The sequence below is a fragment of the Endoryza foliicola genome (assembly GCF_050589245.1).
Classification (GTDB): Bacteria; Bacteroidota; Bacteroidia; order Chitinophagales; family Chitinophagaceae; genus Endoryza; species Endoryza foliicola.
Map to the genome: position 1 here is coordinate 100,121 of NZ_JBOBEW010000004.1, position 20,296 is coordinate 120,416.

14 protein-coding genes are annotated in these 20,296 nt (G+C 42.6%); 11 read left to right on the plus strand and 3 right to left on the minus strand.

Translation table 11 applies throughout. The features are described 5' to 3' along the window. Nucleotides 1-3 precede the first annotated feature (3 nt). The 10 genes from ACQ2HE_RS10310 to ftsZ all read left to right on the plus strand — a co-directional run bounded on the left by ACQ2HE_RS10310 (nucleotide 4) and on the right by ftsZ (nucleotide 14,670). Complete coding sequence (locus tag ACQ2HE_RS10310) at nucleotides 4-2,142, plus strand: penicillin-binding protein (protein ID WP_430899810.1); 2,139 nt, start codon at nucleotides 4-6, stop codon at nucleotides 2,140-2,142. A 5-nt stretch (nucleotides 2,143-2,147) separates the two neighbouring features. Next, the gene (locus ACQ2HE_RS10315) at nucleotides 2,148-3,614 is read left to right on the plus strand and encodes a UDP-N-acetylmuramoyl-L-alanyl-D-glutamate--2,6-diaminopimelate ligase (protein WP_430899808.1); all 1,467 of its coding nucleotides are present in this window, start codon (nucleotides 2,148-2,150) and stop codon (nucleotides 3,612-3,614) included. A gap of 121 nt (nucleotides 3,615-3,735) precedes the next feature. Beyond that, on the plus strand, nucleotides 3,736-5,013 hold the full coding sequence (mraY, locus tag ACQ2HE_RS10320; RefSeq protein WP_430899806.1) for a phospho-N-acetylmuramoyl-pentapeptide-transferase: 1,278 nt from the start codon (nucleotides 3,736-3,738) through the stop codon (nucleotides 5,011-5,013). A gap of 149 nt (nucleotides 5,014-5,162) precedes the next feature. Continuing rightward, on the plus strand, nucleotides 5,163-6,503 hold the full coding sequence (gene murD / locus ACQ2HE_RS10325) for a UDP-N-acetylmuramoyl-L-alanine--D-glutamate ligase (protein ID WP_430899804.1): 1,341 nt from the start codon (nucleotides 5,163-5,165) through the stop codon (nucleotides 6,501-6,503). Nucleotides 6,504-6,505: 2 nt separating this feature from the next. Continuing rightward, nucleotides 6,506-7,762 (plus strand): FtsW/RodA/SpoVE family cell cycle protein, encoded by a 1,257-nt coding sequence (locus tag ACQ2HE_RS10330; protein WP_430899802.1) that lies wholly within the window; start codon nucleotides 6,506-6,508, stop codon nucleotides 7,760-7,762. Further along, on the plus strand, nucleotides 7,759-8,862 hold the full coding sequence (gene murG / locus ACQ2HE_RS10335; protein ID WP_430899800.1) for an undecaprenyldiphospho-muramoylpentapeptide beta-N-acetylglucosaminyltransferase: 1,104 nt from the start codon (nucleotides 7,759-7,761) through the stop codon (nucleotides 8,860-8,862). Before ACQ2HE_RS10330 ends, murG begins: the two co-directional genes overlap by 4 nt. A 2-nt stretch (nucleotides 8,863-8,864) precedes the next feature. Beyond that, on the plus strand, nucleotides 8,865-10,232 hold the full coding sequence (gene murC, locus ACQ2HE_RS10340; protein ID WP_430899798.1) for a UDP-N-acetylmuramate--L-alanine ligase: 1,368 nt from the start codon (nucleotides 8,865-8,867) through the stop codon (nucleotides 10,230-10,232). After that, nucleotides 10,232-11,134 (plus strand): cell division protein FtsQ/DivIB, encoded by a 903-nt coding sequence (locus tag ACQ2HE_RS10345; protein ID WP_430899796.1) that lies wholly within the window; start codon nucleotides 10,232-10,234, stop codon nucleotides 11,132-11,134. The genes murC and ACQ2HE_RS10345 overlap by 1 nt, the downstream gene beginning before the upstream one ends. A 175-nt stretch (nucleotides 11,135-11,309) precedes the next feature. Then, nucleotides 11,310-12,689 carry a cell division protein FtsA gene (gene ftsA, locus ACQ2HE_RS10350; protein ID WP_430899795.1) on the plus strand — a complete coding sequence of 460 codons (1,380 nt, stop codon included), beginning with the start codon at nucleotides 11,310-11,312 and terminating at the stop codon, nucleotides 12,687-12,689. A 58-nt stretch (nucleotides 12,690-12,747) separates the two neighbouring features. After that, the gene (gene ftsZ / locus ACQ2HE_RS10355) at nucleotides 12,748-14,670 is read left to right on the plus strand and encodes a cell division protein FtsZ (protein WP_430899793.1); all 1,923 of its coding nucleotides are present in this window, start codon (nucleotides 12,748-12,750) and stop codon (nucleotides 14,668-14,670) included. A 439-nt stretch (nucleotides 14,671-15,109) separates the two neighbouring features. On the opposite strand, the gene ACQ2HE_RS10360 is transcribed toward ftsZ, so the two are convergent. The 3 genes from ACQ2HE_RS10360 to ACQ2HE_RS10370 all read right to left on the minus strand — a co-directional run bounded on the left by ACQ2HE_RS10360 (nucleotide 15,110) and on the right by ACQ2HE_RS10370 (nucleotide 17,709). Then, the gene (locus ACQ2HE_RS10360; RefSeq protein ID WP_430899791.1) at nucleotides 15,110-16,159 is read right to left on the minus strand and encodes a hypothetical protein; all 1,050 of its coding nucleotides are present in this window, start codon (nucleotides 16,157-16,159) and stop codon (nucleotides 15,110-15,112) included. A gap of 697 nt (nucleotides 16,160-16,856) precedes the next feature. Next, nucleotides 16,857-17,243 (minus strand): DUF1573 domain-containing protein, encoded by a 387-nt coding sequence (locus ACQ2HE_RS10365; protein ID WP_430899789.1) that lies wholly within the window; start codon nucleotides 17,241-17,243, stop codon nucleotides 16,857-16,859. A 25-nt stretch (nucleotides 17,244-17,268) separates the two neighbouring features. Continuing rightward, entirely contained in the window at nucleotides 17,269-17,709 is a 441-nt protein-coding gene (locus tag ACQ2HE_RS10370) for a DUF1573 domain-containing protein (RefSeq protein ID WP_430899787.1), read from the minus strand. A 186-nt stretch (nucleotides 17,710-17,895) separates the two neighbouring features. Between ACQ2HE_RS10370 and ACQ2HE_RS10375 the strand changes: the two genes are divergently transcribed. Next, a complete protein-coding gene (locus tag ACQ2HE_RS10375; RefSeq protein WP_430899785.1) occupies nucleotides 17,896-20,289 on the plus strand; it encodes an alpha-ketoacid dehydrogenase subunit alpha/beta in 2,394 nt (797 codons plus the stop codon). The last annotated feature ends 7 nt before the right edge of the window (nucleotides 20,290-20,296 follow it).

Genomic DNA, 20,296 nt, shown 5'->3' on the forward strand with positions numbered 1-20,296 from the left:
CGCATGGAAGTTAAAAAGGACATACTGTGGAGAGTGTACTTATCCTTTATCGGGATAGCGGTGTTCGGAGTTGTGATCATAGGACGGGCCGTTTACATCCAACAAGTGCAAGGTGATACTTGGAGGGAAATGGCCAAAGAACAACAACAAAAGATATTTGACATCAAGGCTGAACGAGGTAGTATTTATAGCGAAGACGGAAGCATGCTAAGTACTTCCATTCCTTACTACGATATCTACATCGATTTTGCAGCCGACGGATTGCGCCAGAAAGGAGGAAAGATCTTTAAAGACAATGTTGATTCACTCTGCTATTATATGGCAGCTTTCTTCAAAGACAAATCAGCAGCGGAATACAAAAAACCGATGTTGGTAGGTTACAAGAAGAAGAATCGATATTTCTTACTAAGAAAGAACATCTCGTTTCGAGAGTATCAGGAAATCAAAAAATTTCCGCTCTTAAAATTAGATCCTAACAAAGGCGGCATGATTGTTCAAGCCAATAGCAAGCGATTGATGCCTTTCGGCTTGCTGGCGAATAGAACCATCGGATTGTCGAGAGCCTTTGTGGATTCGAATGGAGAAACCCGCACCATGAACGTTGGATTGGAATACACTTACGATTCAGTGCTGAAAGGTGAAGGTGGAAAACGATTGATGCAGAAATTATCTCCCGGTGTGTATGTTCCTGTAGAAGGGTCTGAAATAGAACCTGAACACGGAAAAGACATTATCACTACCATCAACGTAAACATTCAAGACATCGCAGAGCAAGCCTTGTACAGTGTGTTGAAAGAAAATGAATGTGAATATGGAACCTGTATAGTGATGGAAGTGGCAACGGGGAAGATAAAAGCGATGGCTAACCTTGGACGAACCTCTAAGGGCGACTATACAGAAGATCTTAATTACGCGATACGCACATCGGAACCTGGATCTACTTTCAAATTGGCAACCATGTTGGCTTTGTTGGAAGACAAACAGATCAATCTGAACTCTACGGTGGATTTGGAAGGAGGTCAATGGAAAGTAGGAGGCAGAACGGTTTTCGATTCAGAGGAGCACGGTTTGAGAGTAGTGACCATGAAGAAAGCGTTTATGGCGAGTTCGAATGTGGCCATGGCAAAAATGGCGGTGGCGCATTATACCAAAGATCCGATTCAGTTCATTGACCATTTGAAACGTTTGAGATTGCACGAGTACAGCGGTGTTGATTTAAAAGGAGAAACACCTCCTATTATCAAAACACCAAAGTCGAGAACATGGAGTGCTACTTCCTTGCCTTGGATGGCTTTTGGATATGAAGTAGCGGTGAGTCCCTTGCAAACACTGATGTTGTACAATGCAGTAGCGAACAGGGGAACAATGATGAAGCCTTATTTGGTAAGCGCGATTCAGAAAAATGGAGAAACCGTCCAACAATTTGAACCGGAAGTGTTGGTCGACAAAATAGCCAGTGAGCAAACCATTCAGCTCTTGAAAGAAAGTTTGAATGGTGTGTGTAACGAAGAAGGTGGAACCGGTTATAAGCTCTTTTTAGGTGCGCCATATAAAGTAGCGGGTAAAACCGGAACTGCCTTGATGGCCAATGGAAACAAAGGATATTCAGAACATATTTATCAAAGCTCCTTTGCCGGATATTTCCCTGCCGATGCTCCCAAATACAGTTGCATTGTGGTAGTGCGAAATAAACCCTTCGCAAAGAAATACTATGGTGCTGCAGTTGCAGGCCCTGTATTTAAAACATTGGCTGATAAATTATATGCGCTGGATGCAGGATACAAAGACAATCCGTTTCAGATGCCGGCCAAAAAAGACAGTAGTACTTATTTGTTTGCCGGTGCTACAGATGAACTGAGTTTGGTGGCAAAAACATTGGGGTTGAATTGGCTCGATAGTTCGCAAGCACAATCATGGGGCCGATTCTACGCACTTGAAGGGAAATCGGTTTTGAGAGGTCAGGAACTAGATAAACAGAAAATGCCGGATGTAAGAGGGATGGGTTTGAAAGATGCATTGTTCTTGTTGGAAACAGTAGGACTGAAAGTAACGGTAAAGGGAAGAGGAAAAGTGGTACAACAAAGTGTGGCTCCGGGAACAACCATTCTGAAGCAACAAGTGGTTCAACTGGAATTAAATTAACGAACATGGCTTTATTACAAGATATCTTATACAAGTCAGGAATAAGAGCGGTACAAGGGAGCACAGATATTGAAGTAAACAGCATTGTAATTGATTCAAGAAAAGTAACTCAAGGGTCTCTTTTCATAGCAATAAAAGGAGTGGCCACCGATGGTCATGCGTTCATTGAAAAAGCAATAACTGCCGGGGCAGCAGCAGTAATAGTGGAGAACATGCCCGATCATGTGAAGGAGGGTGTAACCTATGTTCAAGTGGAAGACAGTTCATATGCAGCAGGCATTATTGCACACGAGTTCTACGGACGACCTACAGATCGCCTCGAACTTGTTGGAGTAACGGGTACCAATGGTAAAACAACCATCGCTACCATGTTATTCAAGCTCTTTAGTCAATTGGGGTATACCTGCGGACTGGTTAGTACGGTTCAGAATCAAATTGCTGATACCGTTTTACCGAGTACCCATACCACTCCCGATGCTGTTTCACTCAATGAATTGCTGAAACAGATGGTAGAAAGCGGCTGCAGCCATGTGTTCATGGAAGTAAGCTCGCATGCAGTTCACCAACATCGGATTGCCGGACTTAGATATGCAGGGGGCGTGTTTAGTAATATCACACACGATCACCTTGATTATCATAAAACCTTTGATGAATACATCAGGGTAAAAAAAATGTTCTTTGACGGATTGCCTGCAGATGCATTTGCAATTACCAATGCGGACGACAAGCGAGGAGCTGTAATGCTGCAAAATACCGCAGCCAAAAAGCTCAGCTACAGTTTGAAAACCATGGCCGATTTCAAGGGCAAAATTCTTGAAAATGGACTCACCGGTTTGATGATGAGTGTGAACGATCAAGAAGTACACTTCAGATTGATTGGCGAATTCAATGCCTACAATCTACTCGCAGTTTATGGAGCCGCAGTTGAACTGGGCGCTGATAAACAAGAAGTGTTACGCGTGTTGAGTATGATCACCGGCGCAGAAGGAAGATTCGATTATTTCGTTTCAGCCCGACAAGCCATCATCGGAATTGTAGATTACGCACATACGCCCGACGCATTGTTGAATGTACTGGCAACGATTAAAAATTTACGTAAAGGTTCTGAACAAATCATTACTGTGGTGGGATGCGGTGGCGATAGAGACAAAACCAAAAGACCCATTATGGCTGAAGTAGCCTGCGAACACAGTGATAGAGTGGTGCTTACCTCTGATAACCCCAGAACCGAAGACCCGGCTGAAATTTTGAAAGACATGGAAGCCGGATTGAATACCGCAGCGAAAAGAAAGGCGCTCAGTATTCTCGATCGTAAAGAAGCCATCAAAGTAGCGGTGAACCTGGCACAACCCGGCGACATCATACTGGTTGCAGGCAAAGGACATGAAAAGTATCAAGACATCAACGGAGTGAAACATCCCTTCGATGATAAACAAGTGCTGAGAGAAATTATGGCACTGCTTGATCGATAAAAAGAATAACGCGGACGGTTATATACACCGGGACGGTTGGTGTGGAGCGATTGGAAAACAATTTGTACCACAGAACAAAGGTTCGCTCCCTCCATAGCCCGGAAAACAAAGACAAAACAACATGCTATATCACATCACAGACTGGCTCATTAAAGCAGGGATCAAGTTCCCCGGAAGCGCACTCTTCCAATTCATTACTTCAAGAGTAATGTTGGCAGTGATCTTCAGTCTGGTGATTTCAGCAGTGTTCGGAAAAAAGTTCATTGAATACTTACGTAAAAAGCAGGTAGGCGAAACCGTAAGAGATTTGGGTTTGGCAGGCGAGCAACAAAAAAAGGGAACACCTACAATGGGCGGGTTTATTATTATCCTAGCCATTTTGATCCCAACCTTATTGTTAGCCGATTTGAATAAAGCCTATATCCGACTTATGATCTTTGCAACCATTTGGTTGGGATTAATCGGATTCATCGATGACTATTTGAAACTCCGTGCTAAAAAAATGGCACAAAAAGAAGGAGTGGCTTATAAAAAGGGAGACAAAGATGGACTGGCCGGATGGTTTAAAATTTTAGGTCAGGTAGTGTTGGGAATTGTGGTGGCTTCAGTATTGCTCTTTAACAAGAATACCAAAGCGTGGCGCGAATACACTGGTGCTGTAAAACCGGGCGATTCTACCATCATTGTGAAAAATTTCGATGGCAAAACAAAATACTTTGTAGAAGCCAAAGAGCCGATCACAACCATTCCCTTTGTTCGCACGCACGAATTCAACTATGCGAAATTATTACCTGAAGCAGTAAGAGCATTCAATTGGCTGCTGTACATCGTAGTAGTTGTATTCATTATTACGGCGGTATCGAACGGTGCGAATATAACTGATGGTATTGATGGATTGGCGACAGGCGTGAGTGCAGTAATTGGAGCTTGTTTGGGGGTGTTTGCTTATGCCAGTGGAAACTTCCGATTTGCTGAGTATTTGAACATCATGTACATCCCGAATTTGGGTGAGCTGAGTGTATACATTGGCGCCTTAATTGGAGCTTGTATTGGATTTCTCTGGTACAATTCCTTCCCCGCTCAAGTGTTTATGGGCGATACAGGAAGTTTGATGCTGGGAGGAGTAATTGCTTCACTGGCCATTATTGTAAGAAAAGAATTGTTGATACCGATATTCTGTGGTGTGTTTTTAGTTGAGAATTTAAGTGTGATGATTCAGGTGAGTTATTTCAAATACACCAAGAAAAAATATGGTGAGGGGCGAAGGGTGTTTCTGATGAGTCCATTGCATCACCATTATCAAAAATTAGGCTACCACGAATCAAAAATAGTAACGCGGTTTTGGATTGTGACAGTGCTTTGTGTAGTGTTTGCTATTGTTACCCTGAAGATACGATAAGAAAAACTGATTACTGAAAAACCACGGCTCGCAATCTGTCCCAACGAAGATCACCATCATAGTTACAAGAGATTGTGGTGCAGTAGAAAATTTCAAACTATTGAAGAACCCCCGTAATCCGACTACCCGGTCAGTAAAAAGTAGTACGTATGAAGAAGCGTTTGGTAATTCTGGGTGCAGGTGAAAGTGGAGTAGGTGCAGCCTTGTTGGGCAAACAACAAGGGTACGATGTGTTTGTTTCCGATGGCGGAAGAATGAAAGAAGTGTATAAGAATGAACTGGAAGCAAATGAAATTGCCTACGAAGCAGGAACCCACACTGAAGCTTTGATTCTGAACGCTGATGAAGTGATGAAAAGTCCCGGTATTCCTGAAAAGAACGAATTGGTCAAAAAAATTCGAAAACAAGGAATCCCGATCATCAGCGAAATCGAATTCGCGTACCGCTACAAAGGAAACAGCAAGATCATTGGAATTACAGGTAGTAATGGAAAAACAACCACTACTTCGCTCATTCATCACATCTGTAAACACGGTGGATTGGATGTTGCGCTAGTGGGAAACATTGGGTACTCTTTTGCGAAGCAAATTGCGGAGGATCCCAAACCCTGGTATGTTGCTGAAATCAGCAGTTTCCAGTTAGATGATATCCAATACTTCCGTCCCGATGTAGCTGTTCTTACCAATATCAGTGAAGACCACCTGGATCGCTACGATTACAAATTCGAAAATTACATCAGCAGTAAGTTTCGGATTACTATGAATCAAACCGCAGAAGATACATTCATCTACTGTGAAGACGATCCGGTTACCATGCAATTCATCCGGAACTATACCATAAAATCTAACCCACTTCCCATTACAATGAATAAAGACTTAAACAAAGGCGCCTCAATCAGAAACGGATTCATGACCGTTGCCGCAGGAGATGAACGTGTGCAAATGAGTATCTATGATTTCGCTCTGAAAGGAAAACACAATCAGTACAACACTATGGCAGCAGGATTGGCAGCGGCAACTGTGGGTATCCGCAAAGAAAAAATTCGCGAAGCAATTTCCAGCTTCGAAAACTATCCTCACCGAATGGAAGCAGTGGCTACTATTCGTGGAGTAGAGTTCATCAATGATAGTAAAGCTACCAATGTAAACAGTACATGGTATGCTTTGGAAAGCATGACCAAACCAACCGTGTTGATTTTGGGCGGGGTAGATAAAGGGAACGATTATACCTTATTGGATGAATTGGTGGCTGAAAAAGTAAAAGCCATTGTTTGTTTAGGATCGGATAACAAAAAAATTCACGAAGCTTTTCAAGGAAAGGTTTCTGTGATCATGGATACTACCAGCGCTGAAGAAGCCGTATTTGCTTCCTTCCGCTTGGCAGAAAAAGGGGATGTGGTATTGTTGAGTCCGGCTTGCGCCAGTTTCGACTTGTTTAAGAACTATGAAGACCGTGGCGATCAGTTTAAACTGGCTGTTCGCAACTTATAAAAATGAACGAATTCAATCCGATACAAACGCCTTCGCTGAAAGGAATTACAGAGAAGACAAAAGGCGACAAAGTGATTTGGGCGCTGGTATTGGTATTGGCACTGGTTTCTTTGTTGGTGGTTTACAGTTCCACCGGTTTATTGGCATATAAGTACAATAGAGGCAACACTGAAGTGTATTTGTTTAAACAGATCGTCTTCATCTCTATTGGCTTAGGGGTTATTTATTTTTCACACCGAGTGAATTATAAAATTTACTCCAGTTTGGCAAGAGTGCTGTTTTTAATTTCGGTTCCCTTGCTGATCTATACGTTGTTCTTTGGAGTTAGTTTGAATGAAGGAAGTAGATGGATTCGCCTTCCATTGATCAACCTCACCTTTCAAACTTCGGATTTGGCGAAACTGGCACTGTTTATGTATCTCGGGCGATTGCTGAGTAAGAAGCAAGATGTGATCAAGGATTTTAGAAAAGGATTTCTTCCGGTGATCATTCCCGTTATCATTACCTGTGTGTTGATCGCTCCGGCGAATTTGTCAACAGCATTGTTAACCGGTGCTACCAGTATGTTGCTTTTGTTTATTGGTCGAGTGAGCATGAAACATTTAGCAGCAACCATTGGATTGGCATTGATACCGGTAAGTTTTCTGGTGATCACCGCAATAGTGTACTACGATAAAGAGGAGGGAAGATGCAAAGACCTTCCGGCTGTGTTGGAGATCGCTCGGATGCCTACTTGGATCAAACGTGTTCAGAATTTTATCTACGATAGTAAGCAAGTAGACAAAGACGAGAACTATCAGGTAAATCAGGCTAAGATCGCCATAACAAAAGGTGGAATTATGGGATTAGGGCCGGGTAATAGTGAGCAACGCAACTTTTTACCCCATCCCTACTCTGACTTCATATACGCGATCATTATTGAGGAGTATGGAATTGTTGGAGGAGCGTTCATTGTGTTGGTGTATTTGTTATTCTTGTTTCGAAGCATTCGGATTTTTAGAAAATGCCCGTATGCATTTGGTGCGTTTCTGGCTTTGGGGTTGAGTTTTACGCTTGTGATACAGGCATTGATCAATATGGCAGTAGCAGTGAATTTGTTTCCGGTAACCGGAGTTACACTTCCACTGGTGAGTATGGGCGGTAGTTCTTTCTTGTTCACCTGTTTTGCGATCGGAATTATTCTGAGTGTGGCAAGAAATGTAGAGCAACAAGAATCACCCGAGCAATTGAATCAAACACAAAACCCTGCAGTAGCATGAGTATGAAACCGAGAGTGATAATGGCAGGAGGGGGTACGGGTGGACATATATTCCCGGCCATTGCAATTGCCAATGCTATTAAAAAGTTGAATCCGGAGGCAGAGATCTTATTCATCGGTGCTAAAGGAAAAATGGAAATGGAAAAAGTTCCGCAAGCGGGGTATAGAATTGAGGGCTTAGACATTGCGGGTTTCAATAGAAGTTCTTTGATAAAAAATCTGGGATTGCCTTTTAAGTTGATCCGCAGTTTTTTCCAAGTAAGAAGCATATTCAGCTCTTTTCAACCCACAGCGGTTGTAGGAGTAGGAGGTTACTCTAGTTTTCCGGTGCTTCGCTTTGCGCAATCGAAAGGTATTCCAACTTTCATTCACGAAGCGAATTCTTTTGCAGGAAAATCGAACATGCTCCTGGGAAAGAAAGCGAGCCTTGTTTTTACCGGAACCGATGGCATGGAAAAATTTTTTCCGGCTGAGAAAATTCGTGTAACGGGAAATCCTGTTCGTGCTAATTTATTACATACTGCCATGGATCGTGCTACCGCGGTTCGTCATTTTGGATTGGATCCGGCCTTCGCTACAGTGCTGGTTACCGGTGGTAGTTTGGGAGCAAGAGGCATAAATGAGGCAATTGCCAACAATCTAGACCAGCTTATTGGTAAAGACGCACAATTGATTTGGCAAACCGGAAAGCCATTTTTGAATCAGGCGAAAGAAGCGGCGAAAGGGATGAGTCGCATTTGGGTGAATGATTTTATTACTGAAATGGACATTGCTTATGCTGCTGCCGATATTGTTGTTTCTCGTGCTGGCGCCATGGCACTCGCTGAATTAGCAGTAGTGAAAAAGCCGGCAGTATTGGTGCCGTATCCATTAGCAGCAGAAGACCATCAAACGGTGAATGCCAAACGACTGGTTGATAAGCAAGCGGCCATCATGGTGGCTGACGCTGACGCTAAAGAAAAACTGGTACTACAGATTCGCAAATTGGTAGATGATACGGCTTTGAGAAGTTTTTATAGAACACATATTGCGAAGCTGGCCATTACCGATGCCGATACTGTGGTAGCAAAAGCAATTTTGGAAAAAAGTACGGGGGAGTAGACATGAGTACAGATGCGAACAAGAAAGAAGTGATTTATTTCATCGGTATAGGTGGAATTGGAATGAGTGCCTTGGCACGATACTTCAAGTTTCACGGAAATCAGGTGAGTGGATACGATAAAACTGCCACAGTACTTACAAAGCAATTAGAGGCAGAAGGAATTGAGGTGCATTATGAAGAGAACTTGGAGTTGATCCCAAAACAACCGGATGTAATTGTTTATACACCGGCCATTCCTGCAGCTCATAAAGAACTGCAGTATTATAAGGAGCAAGGGTTTCAATTGTTGAAACGCTCTGAAGTATTGGGATACATCACTAATAAGGCCTTCAATATTTGTGTGGCAGGAACGCATGGAAAAACCACTACCACTACCATGGTAGCGCATATACTGAGAGACAGCGAATATGGTTGCAACGCGTTTTTAGGTGGAATAGCTGCCAATTACAATAGCAACTATTGGAGCAATGAACGAAACGTGTGTGTGGTAGAAGCAGATGAGTACGATCGTAGTTTTTTGAAATTGAGTCCTGATATCGCCATCATCACCGCAATGGATCCCGATCATTTGGATATCTATGGAACACCGGAAGCAATGGAGGAAAGTTTTATTGAGTTTTCTTCCAAGCTAAAAAAAGATGGATTGTTGATTAGCAAATACGGACTAAAGCGCGGTGCTGAATTGAAAGGGCCTCATCATTGGACCTATCATCGTGAAGACAGTCGCGCCGATGTGTATTCAAAGAATCGAACCTTGGAGCAAGGTGGATATCGATTTGATGTAGTGATCAACGGAACTGAAATAACAGACATTTATCTCCCTATGGGAGGTTTGCATAATGTAGAAAATGTGACGGCAGCCATAGCGGTAGCACATTTTCTAGGGATTACAGATGAAAAGATTCGAGTTGCCGTAAGTTCTTTTAAAGGAGTAAAGAGAAGATTCGAGTACATCATTCGTACAGAAGAATTGGTAGTGGTGGATGATTACGCACATCATCCGGAAGAGTTGCATGCTTTAATCAGCAGTGCCAAAAATCTCTTCCCCGATTATACCTGTACTGTGTTGTTTCAACCACATCTTTTCACCCGAACCAGAGATTTTATCGACGGTTTCGCAAGCGTGTTAAGTGAGGCAGATGAAACAGTGTTACTACCCATTTATCCGGCACGTGAACTGCCCATTGAAGGTGTGACCAGCGATTGGTTGTTGTCGAAACTGACCAATAAGCAACACTTCTTATTAGAGAAAAATGCGGCAGTAGAGTGGGTGAAAAAGAACAAGAAAGAAAAACAATTGATCATCATAGCGGGGGCCGGTGATATTGACACACTGGTGCTGCCCATTAAAGAAGCATTGGAAGCCTGATGGCACTATCGAAGAAAATAAGGAAGATTTTGGTGATTGGTTTTTGGCTGATCATAAGTGCAGGAGTAATAGTGTTGTTAGTAGCAGCTGTAAAAGGGAAACAACAGAAAACCTGCAGTGGATTCGAAATTCAGATCAATGGCGATGATCAACAGCTCTTTGTAGATAAAGCGATGATATCAAAAGTGGTATTATCGAATGGAACAGTAACCGGTAAGCCTCTGGATCAATTCGACCTAAAGGCCATTGAAGAACTTTTTAAGAAGAATGTTTGGATTGCGAAGGCAGATCTCTTCTTCGATAACAGTCAAAAATTACAAGTGCGCATTGTGGAACGTCAACCCATTGCACGCGTGTTTACCGGATTGGGTAATAGTTTCTTTATCGACAGCTCTTTGACAAAACTCCCTATTGGAGAAAAGTTTCCGGTGAAGCTACCTGTGTTCACAGGTTTTCCCGGAGAAAAAAATAAATGGACAGCTTCAGATAGCTTGATTTTGAACGGTATGAAACAAATTACCGGTTATCTCGAAAAGCATCCATTCTGGGCTGCGCAAGTAGCGCAGATCGACATCAACAGCGCTCATGAATTTGAACTGATTCCTACACTCGGAAATCATGTCATTGAATTGGGAGATGGCTTTGATGTTGATTCGAAATTCAACCGCCTCTGGCAGTTTTATACTCAAGTACTCACCAGAACCGGATTGAACTATTACGAAAAAGTGAAAGTTCAGTTTGCCGGACAAGTAGTAGGAGTGAAAACCGCCAGTGCAGCCAGTAAAGCCGATTCAATTCAAGCGATACGAAATGTAGAGCAATTGATTCGTGATGTGCAACTGGAACACGAACGCATGATCAGTGCCGATAGCACCCAAGCAGTTCCTGTTCAACAAAATTAGTCAACTGAAAAACCCATGATAATTCGTTTCAGCTGAGCCCAAAAAAGAATGAAAATCCTGTAAAGTTCAACCAATGAAAGACCCTTCACCCTATGAAGTGAAGCATCCGGAACACTAAAGAAAACAACGGTACAAGTATTTACTAACAACAACAACAACTAAAAACGGATAATCTATGAACAACGAGCAACAACCTATTATTGTAGGTTTAGACATCGGTACAACCAAAATTGCTGCCATTGCCGGTCGTAAGAACGAGTACGGCAAACTAGAGATCATTGGCTTTGGTAGAGCCAATAGCAATGGTGTGAAACACGGGCAAGTGTTGAACATTGACGAAACCATCAAGGCCATTCAAATGGCGTTGGAAAACTGCTACGCTTCTAACCCTGATTTAGAGATCGGCGAAGTGTATGTAGGTATTGCAGGTCACCATATCAAGAGTCTTCAAACTAGAGGAGACATGGTGCGCCAAGACACAAATGACGAAATCACGCAACGTGAAATTGATCAGTTGATCAATGATCAGTACAAAACATATATTCCTGCCGGAGATCAAATCATCGATGTAATTCCTCAAGAATTCACTGTTGATAATTTCCAAAACATTCCCAACCCTATTGGATACGGTGGTGTAAAAATTGGTGCAAATTTCCACATCATTACTGGTGACAAAAACGCCATTCGTAACATCAATCGTGCAGTTGAGAAAAGTGGTTTGAGAACAAAAGACCTTGTATTGCAACCTTTGGCTTCTGCGGCTGCAGTCATGGGTCAGGAAGATTTAGAAGCAGGTGTTGCCATTGTAGACATCGGTGGTGGCACTACTGACCTTGCTGTATTCTACGAAGGTATTTTGAAGCACACGGCTGTAATTCCTTTTGGTGGTGAGAACATTACCAATGATATCAAAACAGGATTGGGTGTATTGAAAACACAGGCTGAGCAAATGAAAGTTCAGTTCGGAAGTGCGTTGGCAAACGAAGCAAAAGCGAATGCCTACATCACAATTCCCGGTTTGAGAGGAATGCCTGCAAAAGAAATCAGCGTAAAGAACTTGGCCAATATCATTCAAGCTCGTATGAGTGAGATCATGGATTTTGTTACCTACCATTTGAAACAAGTGGGATTGGATAACAGAATGTTGAATGGTGGTGTGGTGTTGACCGGTGGTGGTTCTCAATTGAAGCACTTGATTCAATTAACAGAATACGTAACCGGTTTGAATGCACGCATCGGATATCCTACCGAGCATTTGGCTGCGGGTCATATCGACGAGTTGGCTAAACCAATGTATGCAACTTGTTTGGGATTGATCTTGAAAGGTTACGACGATTACGAACACAACCGCAAACAATTCGAAACATCGTATAAGAAAGTGGCTGTTCCTAGTAGCTTGTTGCAAGATGAAGCGGAGGTTGAAACCGAAGTGGAAACAACAGAGGCTGTAAATGAAAAGGCCATGAAAGAACGCAAAGGCATGAGAGATTTCTGGGGCAAATTCAAACACAGTTTAATTGAACTGTTCAACGAAGAAGAAGACAAAGCACTGTAATAGCCCTATACTAACCATTAAATTTTAACCGATTCAAAGGAATCAGAAATTGAAGACTATGATCCATTTTGATTTGCCCAAAGAAAAATCCTCTATCATAAAAGTGATTGGAGTAGGTGGCGGCGGAAGCAATGCTGTTAACTACATGTACAGTCAGAACATTGAAGGTGTCAACTTTATTATTTGCAATACCGATGCTCAGGCTATTGCAACTAGTAACGTTCCTAATAAAGTACAGCTCGGTCCACACCTTACACAAGGGTTGGGAGCAGGTGCCAATCCTGAAATTGGTCGCCAGGCTACCGAAGAAAGTTTAGAAGAGATTCGTCGCATTTTGGAAGTGAACACCAAGATGGCCTTTATCACTGCCGGAATGGGTGGTGGTACCGGAACCGGTGGTGCTCCTATCATTTCTAAGATTTGTAAAGATTTGGGAATTCTTACGGTAGGAATTGTTACTACTCCGTTCTCTTATGAAGGAAAGAAACGTCAGTTGCAAGCAGAAGAAGGTATTCGCACCTTGAAGCAATATGTAGATACCTTGTTGGTGATCAGTAACGATAAGTTGCGTCATCAGTTTGGTAACCTCAAAATGAAAGAAGCTTTTGGTAAAGCTGATAACGTGTTGGCTACTGCTGCAAAATGTATCACAGATGTGATCAACAGCACCGGTCAAATCAACGTTGACTTTGCAGATGTATGCACTGTTATGAGAAACGGTGGTGTGGCTATTTTGGGTAGTGCCAGTGCAAAAGGTGAGAACCGTGCACAATTGGCAATTGAAGAAGCTATGAACTCTCCTTTGTTGAACGACAACGATATCCGCGGTGCAAAATGGATTTTGATCAATATCAACAGTGCTGAAGGTGATCATGAATTCACAATGGATGAAGTAGAAACCATTCAGAATTATTTGTTGAGCCGTGCAGGTGAAGGAACTGATGTGATCTTGGGTATGGGATACGATAATAATCTTGGTGAGAACATTGGTATCACTTTGATTGCAACCGGTTTCGAATACAAAGATCCATTTGGAAAAGCAGAAGTGAAGAAAGAAGTTCCAAAAGTGGATGAGAAGATTGTGATGACGTTGGAAACAAAGGTAGAAGCGCCTGTGGTGATTCCTGTTCAAAAACAAGAGCCTGTTGCGGTAGTAGAGGCAAAGCAAGAAGAAGTGGTGGCAGCACCTGTTGAGGAAGTAGCAGAGGTTGTAGTGAACGAAGTAGTAGAAGAGGAGTTGCCGGAGTATTTGCAACCACAATTGATTGAAGAAACACCGATTGAAGAAAATAAGGTATTCTTTACTGTTAGTCAAATTACAGAAGAGCCAACTCAGGAAGAAACTCCAATTGTTGAGCAGAAAGAATCATGGGTATTGAATTTGCCTGAGGTATCGGGTGAATTCAAACAACCAATGGTACAATCTGAAGCAACAAATGAGCCTGAAGCGGTTAAAAATACTCCTCCGGCGTCTGCAGCGCGTGGAGGATTCTTGGCCAAGCCTACTAATATCTATGCCGAACCGAAAACAATTGAATCCAAGAATGAAACCCCTGTGAATGAACCGAACTTGAACAAACCGGTTGCGCCGCTCCAAGAAGAAGAACCTTCCGATGAGCTGCAACTAGTATTCAAGGAAAATATTCCAGCGGCGGATGAGCCTCGGGCCCATCAAATCTCGCAAGTTGTTAAGGACGCTTCTACAGAGGAACCTGCGATGCAGGACGAGGTAGAGGAACAAAAACGTCGTGCTGCGCAACGAATTCAGAAATTACGTAATCTGAGTTTTAACGTAAACAGCACCGACCCTAACAATGAGTTTGAAACAGTGCCGGCATACATCCGCCGCAATTTGGAATTGTACAACACCGTTTCCAACGTCGAAAACTTCTACAGTAAGTATGAAGTGAGAAAAGACGATGACGATAATACCAGACTTTCTACCCTCAATACCTTCCTTGACGGTAAAAAACCTGATTAATTCTGTACCGTACCAATCGAAGCAAACTTGAATTAACGCAACGATTGTTGTTTTTAGTTGTTAGCCCTTCCGGTTCACCGGAAGGGCTTTTTTTGATCATGATTTGATCAGGATTTTTGCTAGGATTAGAATGATTGGTGGGATTAGGTGTAGGATTACGTCTATTGCGTTGAAGTGAATTAAGTGCCAACTTAAGAACTAAATCACTAAAAAACTAAAAATCGTCAATGCTAGGATTAGAATGATTGGTGGGATTAGTTGTAGGATTACGTCTATTGCGTTGAAGTGAATTCAGTGCCAACTTAAGAACTAAATCACTAAAAAACTAAAAATCGTCAATGCTAGGAATAGAATGATTGGTGGGATTAATGCCTAACACCCAAAGCCTAACACCTAAAGCTTAATACCTAAAGCCTAAAACCTAAAGCCTAACGCCTAACTATTTCTCCTCCACCAACTTCACACTCTTTTCCAAATTCACTCCCTCCACCAAATACACATATTTCTTTCCCGAACTGTCTTGAACGGTCATCTTGAAAGTATACGGTGATCCGTAGGTGTAACCGCTGGCTCTGAGGTATGCACCGGGATTGCCCAAACTGTTTGCCTGCGGGAATTCGAGGGGTAAGGGTGTTTCCCATGTCATGTTGCCTTTAACCGTTTCCAGTGCAATGATCTGAGATGGCCAACCTTGATTGGTGAATTCCATGCTGATGGCATTACCTCCATAACCACCGGTACCACGGTCGTGCACAATTGGACCGAAATAGCGCTCAATGTTTTTCAATTGGTAGTGACACGTATCTTCTTTCATTAATTGAATGGCAACATGGGCCGGACCAAAATCTTCAGCTCGGGTTTTTGGAATGCCCGATTTGAGATAGGCTTTTGAGTAGGATTCTTCAATTAAATTATCTCGGTATTTAGAAAGATAGTCTTCAACTACTCCAGGTGTTGCATCAAATTGCGATTTACCTGTTGTAACCAGCAATGCTCTGATGCTGTCTTTGCTGTTCGCTTCTACTTTTAAGTGAAACACTTTCCCGTAATTCGGTCCATCAACACCTACAAAAGTTATGACATGCTTGTCTGTAGCATGTTCGAGCAAACTGTCTAGTATTTTCGCGCGCTGATTGATTCTCGCTTCTTCATTTGAATTCTCATTGTATTGATCCACTTTTTCATACAATCCCCACAATGCCAAACCAACGATAATGAGCAAAGGACCGGCAAAAGTGTACCAAGGTGTTTTTACGGGAATATTCTGTCGCCGGATGGTTTCCATCATCGCCGACGGCACTTCATATAGTTTACCCTCTTTACGAATGGCCCATTTCTTTCCCAATCCAAAAAACGGAATCCAAAACAAATGGAAATACGATTGGCGCACTTCTACTCTGTATTCTGAAGTATCTGCTGTTGTTAGATTCAGCTCTTTTGGTGTGTAGGTTTTGATGTGGAAATTATTCCAACCGAAGACGATGCTCATGGAGGGGAATTAACAATTAATAATTAATAATTAATAATGAAACAGCCGGCCTGTTAGCCACACTGTTTCTGTGTGTTTGTTTGGTTAAGATTTTACTTTGTAGGAAGATACAAGGATAATTGAGAATTAAGAATTAATAAGTAATAATTAATAATTGAACAGCGGAATACAGGAGCGAGGATGCGAGGAGACGAGGAACGAGGAAAGACAGAAAAAAAGAGGGGGAGGTGCGGGGGAATATAGGAAGGAGGCTAGTTTTGCGCAGCCAAAGCAGTCCCGCAGGCTAGGCCGTTGCGGGAAGGGACGAAATACAGTGAGACTGCCAGCGCTGCGTAATCGCCGCGTTCGCTGCGCCGCTGCGGTTATATTTAGGAGGTAGGATGAGAGTAACGAGGAAATACAAGGAAAGAAGGATGATAAAGAACAGGAAGACGCAGAATAATAATTAATAATCCTGTAAATCCTGATCGCGGTCAGGTTGATTGAATAGCGGAGGCTAATCTGTGTAAATCCGTACTAATTTGTGTATTCTGTGGTCAAAAGAAGGACGAAGAAGTTTGCTACACGCTCTTTGAGTAACTTCTCCCTCTTCTTTAACCTTTGCGTTTCCAAGCAGCGAAGCTGCGCAAAACTCACTCAATAAAAAAAGGGATTCGTAAGAATCCCCATTATTAATCATTAATTGCTTAATTATTAATTACTCTGCTACCACCTCTCCGGTGATCTTCAACTCCACTGGTGTATCTACACCGGCAATTTTCACATAAATGCTTTTGTTGAAAGGGCCGGGAGAAGCTGCATTAAAACCTGCAATGATTTTATCAGATTTACCCTTCATAACCGGCGCTTTAGGCCAGGTTGGAGTGGTACATCCGCAAGAAGCATTGGCTGTTTCGATGATCAAGGGAGTGGTTCCAATATTCGCGAACGTAAATTCGTGGGTCACCGGAACACCTCTTTTAATTTTACCGAAATCGTATGTCAGTTCTTTGAACTTAACTACTTCATCACTTTTCTTCGCATTTTGAGCGCTCAATGATCCTACAAAAAAGATCACGGCTAAAAAGAGAACAACTGGTTTCATCTATTCTTAATTTATGTTTTTAAAATTAATTGCCTGTTTTAATGGATGCTACAACGGTGTTTGCCGGAGCCGATGAAGGCGGCGCTTTGTACACCAGCCCTTTGATATTCAATACCTTCGACATTCCGCCATTGTAAATGATCGTCACCGTTTTATCGAATGGACCTTCCGCCGCGGCATTGTATCCCACTTTGATCTTTGTACTCGCTCCAGGTAAAATGGGCGCTTTATTCCATTCCGGAGTGGTACATCCACAACTCGCTACCACATTTTCCAATACCAATGGCTCGGTTCCATTATTAGTGATCTCGAAAAAATGCGTCACAGGTCGCCCTTGTTGAATCTTTCCAAAATCAAAAGTCATTTCTTTTACGACGATGATCTCCTTTTGGTTGGTTGCAACCCCTGTTTGAGATTTTGCTGCCAAACCTGAAAAGAGTACTAGAACGACGAGGAGTTTTTTCATGTTTTTCTTAATGAATTTTAAATCCCTTAAACGCTTATTTCTGAGACCTTTAGTATATATTGCTGAAAAATAAGCGGCTTTATCCAAAAATACCAATTTGGATCATCAAAAGCCAACAATTTTTAGGCCAGTTGACATTTTTTTAACAGTGGCAACAAATGAGTGTTAGTTTCTTATTTTTGCGCCATGGAAATCACTTCAACACAGGAATGGATGGTTAATGAAAAATTATCATATGAAAATTTTCGTGCCGAAGTTCTCAATGATTATCGTTTAGTGTGCGAAAGCCGTGAAACGAGCTTATTAGGCCGAAAAGAAGTGCTCACCGGGAAGGCCAAATTCGGCATTTTCGGCGACGGAAAAGAATTGGCTCAAGTGGCCGCTGCCAAGTTTTTTAAACCGGGTGATTTCCTTACCGGCTATTACCGCGACCAAACCTTCGCTTTCGCAACCGGAGTAGCCACTGTTCAAGAGTTTTTTGCTCAATTATATGCCGATCCGAATGAAGCGCATGACCCTCATAGCGCCGGTCGACAAATGAACTCACATTTCGCATCACCACTTATTGGTGCCGATGGTGAATTCTTGGATCAAGTAAATCGTAAAAACATTACATCGGGAATGGCCCCCACTGCCGCACAAGTTCCCAGAGCACTGGGCTTGGCCCTTGCTTCTAAAATGTTTAGAAACGAACCCCGCTTAAAAAAATTCAACCACCTCAGCAACAATGGTAATGAAATTGCATTCTGTACCACTGGCGATGCTTCCACTTCAGAAGGTCATTTCTGGGAAACCGTGAATGCTGCCGGAGTTATGCAAGTGCCCATCGCCTTCTTTGTGTGGGACGATGGATACGGAATTTCTGTTCCCAAACATGTTCAAACTACCAAAGGATCTATCTCCGAAGCAATGAAAGGATTGCAACGCGAAAATGGAACCAACGGTATTGATATTTATAAAGTGAAAGCCTGGGATTATGCCGGCATGTGCGAAGTGTTCGAAGCGGGTATTCAAAAGATCCGCGATACGCATGTTCCAGCCTTGTTCCATGTTGAAGAAGTAACACAACCTCAAGGTCATAGTACATCGGGTAGTCATGAGCGTTATAAGACTCCTGAACGATTGACTTGGGAACGTGAGTGGGATGGCAACAAGAAAATGCGTGAATGGATTTTAGAGAATGAATTGGCTGCCGAAGATGAATTGAATGATATAGAATTAGCCGCCAAAGAAATGGTGCGTGAAAGCAAGGCTCGCGCATGGGATGCTTTCTTCAAACCCATTCAGGAGCAAGTGACGAGAACACATGCTTTGCTCGATCGTATGATTGAAGCCAGCGGTGAAGAGTCTGAAGCCTTGCAAGTCATCAAACAAAAATTGGCGATCAATAGAGAGCCTATTCGTAAAGATGTATTGTCTACACTGCATGCGGCTTGCATAGCTTCACCTGCTTGCTCAGCAAAAGACGAAGCCAATGCCTATTTCAATGAATTAAAAACAGAAGGATACAAATACTACGGTTCTCATCTTTATAGTGAAGCGCCTAACAGTCCACTATTGGTTGAAGGAACCGAATTGGAGTTTGCACCCGATGCCCCTATGTTGAATGGCTATGAAGTGTTGAATCGTTATTTCGACACGCTGTTTGCCAACAACGATAAAGTATTTGCTTTTGGTGAAGACCTCGGAAAAATTGGCGATGTAAACCAAGGTTTTGCAGGGCTGCAAGCCAAACATGGAGAGAACCGAATTTTCGACAGTGGCATTCGTGAATTGGCCATTATGGGTCAAGGCATTGGTATGTCGATCCGCGGTTTGAAACCCATCGCTGAAATTCAGTACTTAGATTACCTCGTATACGGTTTGCAACCTTTGACCGATGATGCTGCTACGCTGCATTGGAGAAGCAAGGGTAGACAAGCTGCTCCAATCATTGTAAGAACGCGCGGTCACCGATTGGAAGGTATTTGGCATAGTGGTTCACCAATGGCCTTGATGCTTGCTTCTTTGAGAGGCTTGCACATATGTGTTCCGAGAAATATGGTTCAAGCCTTGGGCATGTACAATACCGTATTGGGCGGAAACGATCCGGCCATCATTGTAGAATGCTTGAATGGCTATCGTTTGAAAGAAAAATTGCCTTCTAATTTGTTAGAATATAAGGTTCCATTAGGTGTTCCCGAAATTGTAAGAGAAGGGTATGATGTAACTTTGGTGAGCTATGGTTCTACTTTAAGAATTGTATTGGAAGCGGCAGAAGTATTGGAGAAGATCGGAATTAGTTGTGAAGTAATTGACGTTCAGACACTGTTGCCTTTCGATCGTTATCACAAAATTTTAGACTCTCTTAAGAAAACAAATAGAATTGCATTCATTGATGAGGATGTGCCCGGCGGCGCTACTGCTTACATGTACAACAAAGTAATGGAAGAGCAGGGTGGTTATCGTTGGTTGGATGTAGCTCCTCGCACCATCAGCGGACAACACCACCGTCCAAGTTATGGCAGCGATGGCGACTATTTCAGCAAACCCAATATGGAGCAAATTGTAGACGAGATTCGCTTTATGATGCAAGAATAAAACTGAT